This is a genomic window from Streptomyces cyaneus (assembly GCF_004028635.1).
Taxonomy (GTDB): domain Bacteria; phylum Actinomycetota; class Actinomycetes; order Streptomycetales; family Streptomycetaceae; genus Streptomyces; species Streptomyces cyaneus.
This window is the reverse complement of record NZ_RQJW01000008.1, coordinates 281980-295019: the sequence shown is the minus strand read 5'-3', so window position 1 is coordinate 295019 and position 13040 is coordinate 281980. Positions and strand designations below refer to the sequence as shown.

Genomic DNA, 13040 nt, shown 5'->3' with positions numbered 1-13040 from the left:
CTCACTGCACCCGGAAGACCGGCCCACGCGGGGTGAACGGCAGGCGACGACCCTGGGGGATCAGGTACGCGTGCTCGCGCCGCACCCGCAGAACGTCGCACCACCCGTCCGTGATGACCAGGACGGGCGCGCCCGGCGGGAAGTCGTCCGCGCGCTGCAGCAGGTCGATCCCGGGCTGCAGGACGGTACCGCCCCGGCCGTGCACCCGCACCCGCCCGGCGATGTCCGTGACCGGCACATACCCCGCGTCGTACGGCGCCGCGTCGCAGAACACCACCCGCGCCGCCGGTACGTCCCGGGCCGCGGCGTAGGAGGCGATGGCGCCCAGCGCCTTGCCGAGCAGGCCGGCGCCCATCGAGCCGGAGGTGTCCAGGACGACGCCGAAGGTGCAGCGGGCGATCTCCTCGGGCGGGAAGTAGCGGCCCGCGCGCGGGATGTCGGGCGTGGACGACTGGCGGCGCGAGGGGCGGGCGTAGGTCCGGACGGGCTCCGGGCGCGGCACGAACTCGTCGAACCAGCGGGCGAGTCGGGCGTCCCAGGGCAGCGGGGGATGGCTGAGCGCGCGGATCTCCTGGACCAGGCCGCCCGGAAGGAACCCGCGTTCCTGCTGCTGGTGCAGGTCCAGGCCCTGGCACAGGCCCCGGCGATAGAACTCGTCGAGGTCGACATAGTCGCCGGGCGGGGCGAGCGGAGCGCCGAGCACATCACCGACGCCCTTGCCGCGCAGGGTGGCCAGCCGGCGCATCCGGCGCAGATCGCCGGCGATCCGGTCGTACACCTCCTCGGCGGACAGACCGCTGAACTGCGCGTCGTACAGCAGGCCTTGGGGCATCTCCCCGACCTGCATCTCGCGCAGCCAGCCGTTGATGACGTAGTCGCAGGCGACGTTGAACAGGTACGGGTCGCGGGTGCCGCAGCGGTCGCCGTGGCGCAGGGCGGCGTGCAGCATCTCGTGGGCGAGGATGAACCGCCATTCCTCGGACTCGAAGGTCCGCAGCGGGTTGATGTAGATCTCGCCGGCCTCGGCGTTGACGGCGGCGACGGAGATGCCGTGCGCGCGGGCGAGTTCGGCGTCGGCGACCAGCTTGATGCCGGCCGCGATGCCGCCGAGCAGCGGGTAGGACGTGATGAACCACTCCAGCGCCCACTGCCAGGGCCGCTTCTTGAGCGGCTCGCCGTCCAGGGAGTCGCGGCGGCCGCCCGCCATGTCCATCGCGGAGGAGACGGTGCGGGTCAGCGCGGTGGCGAAGGCGAGTTGGTGGTCCGGCGGTGACCCGAACCAGCCCGTCCACTCCACGAGCAGCAGGTCGGGCTCCGAACCCGCCGTGCCGCAGTGCTCGTACACGGCCGGAACGCCGTCCCGCCGCCAGCGCGTGGCGAGCTGTTCCTCGTCGCCGTCCGGGTAGGCCAGGGGGAGGTGGTCCGGGGCCTGCCCGACCGGGAAGGTGAGCAGGAAGCGGTTGACGACGACGCAGCGGGCGGCCAGGTCGGCGCGGTCGGGCTGCACGGGCCTGCCCTTCGCCGAGGGGACGTGGCCGAAGCCGAGGTGCAGGACGGCATGCGCTATCGCCCAGGCCCAGTGGGCGGGTTCGGCGATGCGATGCGGGTGGGCGTGCAGGTCGCCGTCGGAGTCGACGCGGACGAGGCCGTCACGGGGCGCCTGTTCGCAGTTCTCGTGGCGGCAGACGACGAACTCGACGGCGGCGAGCGCCGGGTTGGCCCGCACCAGCCGCATCCCCTCCGCGAAGGCCTCCGCCGCCAGGTCGCGCTTCTTCTGCCCCTTGCCCTTCTTGTTCCCCTGGCCGCCGGTGCGGCTCATCGCCGCGCCTCGACCAGCCGCGGCATGTCCCGCGCCGCCTCGACCAGGAACCAGGCGGGCAGCACCGGGTTCCCGTCGGCGTCGGAGGCGATGACGCTCTGGGCGACCTCGACGGAGATCTCCGCGAGCTGCACCAGCAGCGACTTCGCGCGGTACGCGGTCTGCCGGCCGCTCGCCGACATGTGCTCCTTGCTGACCGGGAGTTCCTTGATCAGGCGCCCGCGGAAGGACTCGGCGAGGTAGTAGAGCAGGTCGCGGTCCTCCATGCGGTGCGGCCAGCGGGCGTCGCCCTTGATGATCGCCTCGATGCCGAACTGGCTGCGCACGATCTTGACGTAGCCGCAGAACGCGGTGGCGTGCACGGGCGTCAGCGTGCCGTGCGCGAGCACCTTCAGCGTCTCCTCGTCGAGGCCCTGGCCGAAGGAGTGCAGGGCGTCGGAGAGCATGTGCCAGGAGCGGGGCGTGGAGAACGGCTCCTCGGTCTTCGGCGGCTTGGACCACAGGTGGTCGGGCCGGTCGGTGAGGTGGTCCAGGATCCACGGGTGGATGCCGTTGTTCGCGGCCCAGGTCAGCCAGTCCTTGGCGGAGGCCTCCAGGTGGACGTGGGTGAGGCGGTTGACGAGCGCGGACGCGATGGGGCGGGCGAGCGCGTTGTCGGTGGCCCGGTTGCCCGCACCGATGACGATGGACCCCTTGGGCAGCTCGTAGTTGCCGATACGGCGGTCCAGGATCAGCGAGTAGAACGCCTTCTGCACATCCGGGGTGGCCGCGTTCAGCTCGTCCAGGAACAGGCAGTACGGCTCGTCGCGGGCGATCGCCTCCGGCGGGCAGAACACCGACCGCCCGTCACGGATCTGCGGCACGCCGATCAGGTCCTCCGGCGCGAGCTGGGTGCCGAGCAGGCTCACGCACTCCAGCCCCAGCGACTCGGCGAAGTCCCTGACGAGCGAGGACTTTCCGATGCCGGGGGCGCCCCAGATGAAGACCGGCCGCACGGTGGCGAGGCCGAGGAGAAGCTCGGGGATACGGACGGGCGTGACGGTAACGGCTGCCTGCAAAGCAGGGACTCCTTGGGGGTGTTCGAGAGGTTTTCGACTCGAACAGTGTGTGCCCGCAGCCCCTCGGACGCAGCCGATTTTTCAGGCGGCCCGGTCCTCCGGCTCCGGCTCCGCCTCCAAGGGCACCTGGGGGCCGTTCGACTCACGCAGCCAGCGGCGTAGCACGCGGTGCACTTGCTCGGCGCCGGCGAGGTCCTCCCCGTCGTCGACCGGCGCGGAGAGGGCGAGCGGCGACAGCAGGAAAGGCTTGCCCTGCGCGCCGCCGAGGCCGCCGTGCGAGCCGATCTGCTCCTCGAAGGCGAGGACCTCGCCGCCGTCGGCCGGGTCGTACGCGGAGTTGACCATGATGTCGGCGGCGTTCGGGAAGGAGTGTGTGCGGCGTACGGCGTCGGCGGCACCCGGCCCGAAGACCCCCAACGGTCCGGGATTGTGGTCGAGTTGGTCCAGCGGGATCTCGGCGCCGTACGCGCCGAGCACGAGCCCGCCGTGCTCCTCGCTGCGGACGAGCACGAAGCCGACGCCGGGGTGGTTGGCGAGGGTGGTGAGCAGGGCCGGGTGGCGGGCGTCGATCTCCTCCTTGGTCATGCGGTGCGGCACGTCCGGGAAGGAGACCAGGCCGAGGTTGCCGGAGGCGAGCACGAGCGGCTCCGAGCTGCGGCGGGAGGGGCGATGCTGCTCACCGCCCTCCTCGACGGGCCGGCGCAGCGCGGCGCGCACGGCCGCGCGGGCCTCGGCGCCGCTGTGGGTGCGGCGCGCCTTGCGCGGCACGGGCAGCCCGCAGCCGGCCCGCACCAGATCGCCGAGGCCGAGACCGTAGCGGGCGCGGAAGGTCTCGCCGGGGCTCTGGCCGTGATCCGACAGCACGACGATCCGGTACGGCCGCGGCGCGTGCTCGGCGACGTTCTCGATCAACGCCAGCGCCCGGTCGAGGCGTTCGAGGACCTTCTCGGCGTCCCCGCTGCACGGCCCGGAGTGGTGTGCCACTTCGTCGTAGGCCACGAGGTCGGCGTAGACGGAGGTGCGCCCGGCGAGCATGTCGCCCATCACCGCGGCCACGACGACGTCCCGCTCGACGACGGTCGCGAAGGCGCGGACGAACGGATAGAGGCCGCCGCGCGAGACCCTCGGCCGGACCTTGCGGACGCGGGCCCGGGTGGACTGGCCGATCTCGCGCCCGACCTCGGCGACGAAGGACAGGGCGGTGCGCACGGCGTTGGCCGGGTCGGAGAAGTAGGCGAAGTAGCCCGCCCGGGAGCGGTTCTCGCGGCTGCGGCGCTTGGTGGCGATGGACAGCACGAGGGCCTGCTCGTCGGCGCCGCCGCTGAAGAGATTGCCGCGGCTGGCGCCGTCGGCGGTGAGCAGGCCGCCGTCGCCGGTCCGGTCGATGGCGCGGCGCTGGAGTTCGGCGGCGCTGGTGGGGCGGTTGCAGACCATCACCTCGCGGCCGGCCTTCTCGTACCAGCGGAAGGCGGGGATGTCGTGGTTGCTGCCGTGCAGGATGCCGAGCTGGCTGGCACCGGTCTGGCTGGACCAGTCCGTGCGCCAAGGGGTGAGCCGGTGGGTGGGGCGGGCGCCGGTGCCGTTGCCGTTGCCGAGCCAGCGGGCGACGGTGGGCATCAGGTCCTTGCCGACGGCGTCGAGGAGGACGTCGTGGCCGACGCCGTCGAGCTGCACGAAGACGGTGCCGGGGCTGGACGGGCCGGGCGGCAGGGCTCTTCGTCGGCGGTCGGCCAGGCGGTACAGCCGGCGCCGGTACGCGTCGTCGTCCCGTACGGCGAGGGCGGCGCCGGTGGCCGAGGCGACGGCGGACATCACGGCGGCGACGATGACGGCGGTCTCGGGGGCGGCCTCACTGTCGCCGGAGGGGACGAGGCGCAGGGCGACGATGAGCAGCGAGCCGTTGAGGAAGAACACCAGCAGGCCGAGCACGAGGGCGGGCACCAGCAGCAGAAGCCGTACCAGGAGGGGCCAGAAGATCGCCGAGAGCAGACCGAACGCGCCGGCGCCGAGGGCCGCGGTGACGGCGATACTGGTCGCACTGTCGCCGTCCGCGGACTGGAGCTGGAAGTCGGGCAGGATCCCGGCCAGCACGAGCATGGTGACGGTGGAGACCGCCCACACGGTGACGCTCCGCCCGACCTGACTGGCAACCCGCCGCCAACGCCCACCACGCACGCCCAGCCCACCTCACGTCCCGACCCACCACCCCGAAACGGGCCTTTACGCCCCCAGCCTGGCACACGCCACCGACACCTGAGATTCACGGACCGGCGACCAGAGGCGAAGTCAGAAGGGTGATCGTCAACGCCCGTCGTACCCGGCCGTCGGCATCGACAGCCTCCGATGCACCCGGGCCTTCATCTGCGCGTCGTACAGCGGCTCCGCGCGCCCCACGATCTCCACCCGCACCCCCCGCCGGGCGCACTCCGCGGTGAACTCCTCGACGGACGACAACGCGCTCTCCAGCACCCTCCGGCTGGGCGCCACGAACAGGTCGAGGCCCGGCCGGACGCCCTCCCACAGCACGCTGTGGTCCGCCCGCAACCGGCGTACGAGGAGCTCGCGCGCGACGACGTACCCGTGCTCGGCGGCCCAGCGCGCGCACATCGCGTGCTGGCTGCGGGAGTCCACCAGGAAGGGGTCGGCGTCCAGCTCTTCGAGAGGCGTCAGACTGGCGATCGCCGTGACGCGCACTACGGATGACCCCATGGCGTCCCCCTCACCTCCGGGTTTCGCCGCCGACCCTACTCCAGCCCGTACGCTTCGGGGAGTCGTGCGAAGGAGGCAAAGAGGTGCCGGTGGAGATCACCTGGTGGGGTCACGCCACTTGCACGGTCGACGATTCGAACGTACGCGTTCTCACCGACCCCCTGTTCGCGCGTCGGCTCGCCCACCTGCGCCGCCGCCGGGGCGCGCTGCCGCCGCCCGGTGCCTGGCGTGCGGACGTCGCCGTGGTCTCCCACCTCCACGCGGACCACCTGCATGTTCCGTCCCTGGCGAGGCTGGCGCAGGGCACCCGCCTGCTCGTGCCCCGGGGCGCTCCCCGTGCGGTGCCGGCCCTGCGCCGACTCGCGCATCTGACGGTGACCGAGATGGCGCCCGGGGACGTGACGACGGTGGGCGAGCTGGCCGTACGGGCCGTGTCCGCGCGGCATGACGGGCGGCGGCTGCCCGTCGGGCCGCACCGCTCCCCCGCCCTCGGTTTTGTCATCGAGGGCGAGGGGCGCACGTACTTCGCCGGGGACACCGGCCTGTTCGAGTCGATGGCGAAGGAGGTCGGTCCGGTCGACGTGGCGCTGCTGCCGGTGGGCGGCTGGGGGCCGTATCTCGGGGAAGGCCATCTCGACGCGGGGCGGGCCGCCGAGGCACTCGCCCGGCTCGCGCCGCGCAGTGCGGTGCCGGTGCACTACGGCACGTACTGGCCGATCGGCATGGACGCCGTGCGCCCCCATGAATTCCATGCGCCGGGCGACGAGTTCGCGCGGCTCGCGGCGGAGCGCGCGCCCGGCGTGTCGGTGCACCGGCTCGCGCACGGGGAGAGCGTGCGCCTGGAGGTGGCCCGGTGACGATACTGGCCGCCACCGCGACCGTGGTGCCGACCGAGTCGACGCAGCAGGCGATCGGCTATCCGTCGCTGTTCCTGCTGGTGCTGATCGGGGCGCTGGTGCCGATCGTGCCTACGGGGGCGCTGGTGAGTTCGGCGGCGGTGGTGGCGTTCCACCAGACGGCGCCGTTCTCGCTGGCGCTGGTGTTCGTGACGGCGTCGACGGCCGCGTTCCTGGGCGATGCGACGCTGTACTGGCTGGGGCGGCGCGGTATGCGCTCGAGGAACGGCTCGCGGTGGCTGGAGGCGATCCGCTCGCGCGCGCCGGAGGAGCGGCTCGCGCAGGCGCAGGAGAAGCTCGCCGACCACGGGGTGGCCGTGCTGGTGCTGTCCCGGCTGGTGCCGGCCGGGCGGCTGCCGGTGATGCTGGCCTGTCTGCTGGCGAAGTGGCCGATGCGACGGTTTGCCCGCGGCAACTTCCCGGCTTGCCTCGCCTGGGCGGTGACGTACCAGTTGATCGGGATCCTGGGTGGCTCGTTGTTCGATGAGCCGTGGGAGGGTGTGGTCGCGGCCGTGGCGCTGACGCTGGTCATCAGCGCGGCGCCGAGTGTGTGGAGGCGGGTTCGACCTGCCCGGTGATGTCGCGTTGCGGGGCGCGGGTTCGTTGTGGCTGGTCGCGCCCACGCGGCGGAGCCGCATATCGATACGGACCCGCGCCCCTGGGTCGGCACCCTGACCGTTCGCTAGTTCAGTACGCGCGATCCCCCTACCGGCAGGTCCCACAGGTCCCCCCGGTCCAGTCCCGCCTTCTCCCACGCCGCACGCACGCGTGTGAGCGGTTCCAGGACCGGCTCAGCCGACAGCACGAACGTGGCCCAGTGCATCGGCGCCATCCTGCGCGCGCCGAGGTCCTGGGCGGCGCGGACCGCCTCCTCCGGGTCGCAGTGGACGTCGCTGAGCCACCAGCGGGGGTCGTAGGCGCCGATGGGGAGCAGGGCGAGGTCGATGCCGGGGTAGCGCTCGCCGATGTGGGTGAACCAGTGGCCGTAGCCCGTGTCGCCGGCGAAGTACACGCGCTGTCCGTCGGGGGCGGTGAGCACCCAACCGCCCCACAGGCTGCGGCAGGTGTCGGCGAGGGTGCGCTTGGACCAGTGGTGGGCGGGCACGAAGTCGAAGCGGACGCCGGACAGTTCGGCCGCCTCCCACCAGTCGAGCTCGGTGACCTGCGTGAACCGGCGGCGCCTGAACCAGCCCGCGAGGCCGGCCGGTACGAACACGGGGGTGTCGCGCGGGAGTCGGCGCAATGTGGGGGCGTCCAGGTGGTCGTAGTGGTTGTGGCTGATGACGACGGCGTCGACGCGCGGCAGGGCGCTCCAGGCGACGCCGACGGGGGTGATGCGGGCCGGGGTGCCGAGGATGCGGCGTGACCAGACGGGGTCGGTGAGGACGGTCAGTCCGCCGATCCTGACGACCCAACTGGCGTGCCCCGCCCAGGAGACGGCGACGGTGCGCGCGTCCACGCGGGGCAGCGGGGCCGGTTCGAAGGGCAGCCGCGGGATGTCGGCGAGGCCCTCGCGGCCGGGGCGTACGGCGCCTTCGCGGGCGAAGCGGGCGAGGGTCTTGATGCCGGGCAGCGGGGCGGTGAGACGGTCGTGGAAGGTCCGCGGCCACACCCGGCGTTCGCCCAGCGGACGGGGTGCGGCGAGCGGCGGCGACGGGGGCGCGAAGGGCGACGGGCCGGCCGGAGCGCCGGCTTCCCGGGGGGTCGTACGCGTGGTGGGCGCGCTCGTGGTGGTCGTACGCGTGGTGGTCGTACGCGGCGTGGTCGACGTGGCTGACTCGGACTGCTGCGTCATCGAGGAGGCTCCCATCGCTGAGCTTCGTCGCGGAGATCGTCGAAGACCGACTTCATGTGGATCAACGCCCGTTGCACGTGTGGCAGTTCCAACGGCGAGGGTGAAGTGATGCATTCCGCGCGTTCCTCGTCGCTGCCGGACAGCAGCGGTCCGGTGGACAGCCGTACGCGCAGCGCGCCGAGGTCGTCGCCGAAGCGGTGCCCGCCCGGCGCCGGCATGCCGAGCCGGGCGGCGAGGAAGTCCTCCAGGTCCTGCGCGTCCCCCACGTCGTGCGCGGACAGCCCGGCGCGCAGCGGGCCGAGGTCGAGGTACAGGTGCCGCCCGGCCTGCGGGGGCCGTGCGAGGGCGCCGGCCCCTACGGCGGCCGCGTGCACGGCGCCGGCCACGCGCGCGTGCAGTCGGACGGCGGCGGTGACCCGCGCGGTGACCGGCTCGGGCTCGGCCAGCGCATACCCGGCCGCGAGGGCGACCGGGCCGGCGACGCGGGCGCCGAGCGCGGTGAGCACGTCGAGCACGCGCGCGTGGAGGCTGTTGCCGACCTCGCCCACGGGGAACCGGGCGACCGCGGCCGGCCAGCCCTGCGGGAGGTGGGCGCCGGACAGGTCGGTGACGACGGTGACCTGTTCGGGCAGCATCTCGGCGGGGCTGAGCAGCACGGTGTCGTGCGGGGCGTGCACGGTGTCGCGCCAGGTCTCGTCGCTGACGATGTGCAGCCCCTCGTCGGTGGCGGCCTCCAGGGTCTCGTGCAGCACTTCGGGCGGGGCCACCGTGGCGGTGGGGTCGTCGGCGACGGACAGCACGAGCAGCCGCGGGTCACCACCCTCCGCGCGGACTCGGCGGACGGTCTCCAGAAGGGCGTACGGATCCGGGACACCGCCGCACTCGGCCGGTGTCGCCACATGGAAGACGGGTCTGCCCAACAGGCGTGCGTACGGCGCCCACCAGGCGGCGCAGGGCCGCGGCACCAGGACGTCGCCGCCCAGTGCGGCGGTCAGCGCGAGCAGCAGCGCGGGCGCCCCGGGAGCGGCCACCGCCCGGGCGGGCTCGGTCGGCAGGCCACGCCGGTCCCAGTAGCCGCACGCGGCCTCCAGGAGCGCGGCACCGCCACCGACCGGCTCGCTCTCGGCCCGCCCCGCGGCCGCGGCGAGCACTGCGGCCAGCTCGGGTAGCACGGGCAGCCCGTCGTCGGGGAGCGGCGGCCCGAAACGGACGGGGCCGTGGTCTTCGGGGTCCGTCCGGCGCATCCGTGCCTCCGCGCTGTGCCTGGTGCCGTGGTGGTTCGTCGTGGTCCGGTGCTCCGTGAGGGTCGGTGTTCCGTGGGGCGTGCTCCGAGGTTCGTACGGGTGAGGGGTGCGCCCGGTGCGTTGCGTACCCTTCCGCTCTGCGTACCCATCGTGGCGCAACCCCATGGGCGCCCGCTGAGGTTGCGCCCGTCACAGCGTCGGTCGTCGTGGGTGTCGGCACGGTCGGCCGGACGCGGTGGCCGTGCCTTACGGGTCACTCCTGCGCGGTGGGCGTCTTGCGGCGCAGCCGGTACACCGCACCGCCGAACGCGCCCGCGATCAGGACGCCTCCGGCGACCAGGGCGGGGACGGAGTCGGTGAAGGCACCGCCCGCGCCGGCCTGTACGCCGCGATGGTTCGACTCGCTGCCGCAGTCTTCCGAGTGCTGCCCGCTGGTGTCTGAGCGGCGCCCGGTTTCGTGCGCGTCGGGTTCGTCGTCGGGTTCGGACGTGTCCAGGTAGGGGGCGGCCTTGTCCAAGTGCTGCTCGCTGCAGGGACGGCTGCTGCCCTCGCTGCTGCCCCAGCCGCCATCGGTGCCACCCGCGCCCTCGGCCCCGGCGTCAGCCCCGCCCCCACCTCCGTCAGCCCCGCCCCCACCTCCGTCGGCGCCGCCATTACCGCCATCGGCGCCGTTCCCGCCGCTCCCGGCGTCGTTCCCGCCACTCTCAGCGCCGTCTTTGCCGCCTTCGGTGTCGCCCGTGCCGCCGTCGGTGCCACCCCCGACCCCTTCCGCGCCGCCCTTGCCGCCGCCACTGTCGCCGCCGCTGTCGCCGGCCACCGTGAACGTCGCGCTCCACGGCTTGCCCTCCCCTCCGGATGCAGCCGGGCACGTGCCGTCGACCGTCCAGGCAGACTCCGCTCCGACCGCGTCCGGATCGCCCTCGAGGTTCTCGGCCGGGGGGACGCGAGCGGTGCCGCTGTAGGCGGCCCCGGCCTCCTTCTCGTCCTTGCCGGAGACCTGCTTCAGCTGGACCGTGCCCTCCTCGAACGCCTGCGAGGTCGCTTCGAGGGTGGCCGGCGCGGCCCCGCCGAGGGGGTCGCAGGAGACCGAGACGGTGACGCTGCCGCCCGGCGAGACGGTGCCGGGGCTGACCTCCGCGGCCGGGTCCGCGAAGGCGGCCGGGGCGGCACTGCCGACGACGGCACCGGCCAGAGCGGCGACGGACAGGGCGCGGGCGGTGCGGCGCATGGGGTGAACTCCTTCGGCCGACGACTGCGGGGGTACGGCATTCGTGCCCCCGCAGCCATGACAGCCCGCCCGGCGTCGGGGCGCGCGCGGCCGGGCACCATTCGCGGGACGGGGGACGGCCGAGTGGGTGACGCGGAGGGGCCGCCGCAAGCAAGTTGGATTTCCGAACCGACCCCGCCCGGCGAGTTGGACTCCCGAACCGACTCCGCCCGCGGCGAGTTGGATTTCCGAACCGGCTCATCCCGCCGAATCCGCTGCCCCACCCACCCCCTCAGTTCATCAGCGCCGCCAGATCCCGCTCCAACCCCCGCCCCCGCCTGCTGACGACGCCGGCCGCGACGTCCGACAGCTTGCGGTTGGTGCCCTGCGAGATGCGGCGCAGTACACCGAAGGCGGCGTCGGCGTCGCAGCCGAGGACGTGCATGACGATGCCGCAGGCCTGGTCGACTACGGGCCGGGAGCGCAGGGCGGTGCCCAGGTGGTCGAGCTCGGTGAGCGCGGCGCGGTAGGAGCGGTCGCGGACCAGGCAGCTCGCGGCGAGTTCGCCCAAGGCGTGCACGGGCCCGTGCGGGGCGTCCTCGAGGGCGCCGGGCCGGAAGCTGTAGAGACTGAGCGTGACCGTCAGACCGGATCGGCGGAACGGGAGCGTGACGCTGGAGCGCACGCCCGAGTCGAGCGCCATGGCGCGGTACTCCGGCCAGCGCTCCTCACGCAGCAGGTCGGCCGAGTCGACGGGCCTGCCTCGTTCCAGGGCGGCCGGAATGGGCCCGTCCCCGGACCGCAGCTGCACGGCGACGAGCCCGGCGAGGTCGGGATGGGTGACGGCGGCGGGCCGCTCGGCGCCCGGCTCGGCCACCATGCTGCTCGCTCCGCAGCAGTCGGCGGTACAGCGCACGGCCTGTTCGACCAACTCGGACAACCTGCGTCCCGGCAGAGCGGCTTCGGCGGACTCGTCACCCCAGTGACCCACCTGTTCGTGAGCGGGCATCCTCAACTCCTCCTCTTCCGTGCGCCTTCCCGGTCCCGCGCGGGGAAAACAGGGAAAGCGGCAGGGAGCAGGCAGAAGGGAGAGGGGACCAGGGAGAAGCAGTTCGCCACCCGGCGCCCCGGAACGCATCACGGCCAGCTAGGTTCGTCCTCATGGCGCAGACGGACGAATTCGGTGAAGAGCTCGCGGATTTCGTGCGCCGTGTCGCGGAACTCAAAGCGGCGCGGTCCCTGTCGGGAGGGGACCTGCCGACGGTCCTGGACGCGGCCATCTTCGAACTCGACCATGTCGCCGACCAGTTGTGGCCCTGGTACGAGCGGCTGTCCTCGGGCTCCTCGGGCGCACTGCCCCGTACGGCGTCCGCCGACCGTCAGGAGCACCATCTGCTGCGGGCGGTGTTCCAGCGGTTTCCGCTGCCGGTGGCGCTGGTGGACCGGGAGGCGGTGGTGCGCCGGCTGAACTTCGCGGCGACATCCTTCACCGGCGTCCGGGCGGGCTATGCGACCGGCCGGCCCCTGACCGGTTTCCTCGCCCACGCCGACCGGGCGGCCTTCCGTTCCCAGGCCGCGGCGGTGGCGCGCGGCGAGGGCGACCGCAGCCTCACCGTGCGCCTCCAGCAGCGCCCGTCCACACCGGTCCACGCGACCCTGGCCGCCGTACGCCCGAGTGGGGAGCCGCACACCACCGTGCTGGTGGTGCTGCAGCCCGGCGACCTCAGCAAGGCCGGGGCCCCGGGTGCGAGCGAGAGCCCCACGGCCCAGGTTCCCGACCTCGGCGAGACCACCCGGCACGCGGCCCTGATGGACCTCCTGGACGAGATGACCGCGACCCTGCTGACCGCACCACGCGGCGACCGTGAGGCGGTCCTCCAGCGGGCGGCCCAGGTCCTGCACGGCCGCTTCGCGGACTGGGTGATCGCCGACACGGGCACGGCCGAGCTCTCCCGTACGACGGTGCTGGCCCCGTCGGAGAAGGAGGCGAAGACTCTGGCGGCCCAGGCCCCCACGGCGTGCCCCCTCGTCGTACAGACGGCGCGCACCGCTTCTCCGTCCCTCCAGGTCCGTCCCCCGGACCCGGCGGCCTTCGGCCACAACGCCGAGGGCGCCCCCGTCCTCGTACAGGCAGACGTCACGTCACTGCTGTGCGTACCTCTGACGGTCGACGGCACCGTACAAGGCGTCCTGACGCTGTTCAGATGCGGAGCCCGGCCGGCGTTCTCCATGGCAGAGGCCAAGGCGATGGACACGATGTCCCGTCACATGGCACTGGCGGCCGCAGGAACGCCCTGAAGGGCGTGGGCCGA

At 73.4% G+C, this 13040-nt stretch carries 11 protein-coding genes; 3 read left to right on the top strand and 8 right to left on the bottom strand.

Going from position 1 to position 13040, the window contains the following annotated elements; all coding sequences use genetic code 11:
• Window position 1: 1 nt before the first annotated feature.
• From EHO50_RS29650 to EHO50_RS29635, 4 genes are all read right to left on the bottom strand, one after another.
• A complete protein-coding gene (locus tag EHO50_RS29650; protein WP_128434275.1) occupies window positions 2-1819 on the bottom strand; it encodes a vWA domain-containing protein in 1818 nt (605 codons plus the stop codon).
• Window positions 1816-2877 carry an ATP-binding protein gene (locus EHO50_RS29645; protein ID WP_128434274.1) on the bottom strand — a complete coding sequence of 354 codons (1062 nt, stop codon included), beginning with the start codon at window positions 2875-2877 and terminating at the stop codon, window positions 1816-1818. The genes EHO50_RS29650 and EHO50_RS29645 overlap by 4 nt, the downstream gene beginning before the upstream one ends.
• 81 nt (window positions 2878-2958) lie before the next feature.
• The gene (locus tag EHO50_RS29640) at window positions 2959-4998 is read right to left on the bottom strand and encodes a phage holin family protein (RefSeq protein ID WP_181449721.1); all 2040 of its coding nucleotides are present in this window, start codon (window positions 4996-4998) and stop codon (window positions 2959-2961) included.
• A 180-nt stretch (window positions 4999-5178) separates the two neighbouring features.
• Window positions 5179-5586 carry a hypothetical protein gene (locus tag EHO50_RS29635; RefSeq protein WP_128434272.1) on the bottom strand — a complete coding sequence of 136 codons (408 nt, stop codon included), beginning with the start codon at window positions 5584-5586 and terminating at the stop codon, window positions 5179-5181.
• Between the two features lie 83 nt (window positions 5587-5669).
• Here EHO50_RS29635 and EHO50_RS29630 point away from each other — a divergent pair, with 83 nt between their 5' ends.
• Window positions 5670-6443 carry an MBL fold metallo-hydrolase gene (locus EHO50_RS29630; protein WP_128434271.1) on the top strand — a complete coding sequence of 258 codons (774 nt, stop codon included), beginning with the start codon at window positions 5670-5672 and terminating at the stop codon, window positions 6441-6443.
• Window positions 6440-7060: a DedA family protein gene (locus EHO50_RS29625; RefSeq protein ID WP_128434270.1), complete on the top strand. Its 621-nt coding sequence runs from the start codon at window positions 6440-6442 to the stop codon at window positions 7058-7060. Before EHO50_RS29630 ends, EHO50_RS29625 begins: the two co-directional genes overlap by 4 nt.
• A 104-nt stretch (window positions 7061-7164) precedes the next feature.
• On the opposite strand, the gene EHO50_RS29620 is transcribed toward EHO50_RS29625, so the two are convergent.
• From EHO50_RS29620 to EHO50_RS29600, 4 genes are all read right to left on the bottom strand, one after another.
• Window positions 7165-8277, bottom strand: a complete 1113-nt coding sequence (locus tag EHO50_RS29620; RefSeq protein WP_128434269.1) for an MBL fold metallo-hydrolase — start codon at window positions 8275-8277, stop codon at window positions 7165-7167.
• Window positions 8274-9521, bottom strand: coding sequence for an aminotransferase class I/II-fold pyridoxal phosphate-dependent enzyme (locus EHO50_RS29615; RefSeq protein ID WP_128434268.1), 1248 nt, complete (start codon window positions 9519-9521; stop codon window positions 8274-8276). The genes EHO50_RS29620 and EHO50_RS29615 overlap by 4 nt, the downstream gene beginning before the upstream one ends.
• Before the next feature lie 253 nt (window positions 9522-9774).
• Window positions 9775-10749: a hypothetical protein gene (locus EHO50_RS44560; RefSeq protein WP_181449724.1), complete on the bottom strand. Its 975-nt coding sequence runs from the start codon at window positions 10747-10749 to the stop codon at window positions 9775-9777.
• 271 nt (window positions 10750-11020) lie between these two features.
• Window positions 11021-11737: an ANTAR domain-containing response regulator gene (locus EHO50_RS29600; protein ID WP_128434267.1), complete on the bottom strand. Its 717-nt coding sequence runs from the start codon at window positions 11735-11737 to the stop codon at window positions 11021-11023.
• A gap of 152 nt (window positions 11738-11889) precedes the next feature.
• On the opposite strand from EHO50_RS29600, the gene EHO50_RS29595 reads away from it, so the two are divergent.
• On the top strand, window positions 11890-13026 hold the full coding sequence (locus tag EHO50_RS29595; RefSeq protein WP_128434266.1) for a GAF domain-containing protein: 1137 nt from the start codon (window positions 11890-11892) through the stop codon (window positions 13024-13026).
• Window positions 13027-13040 lie beyond the last annotated feature (14 nt).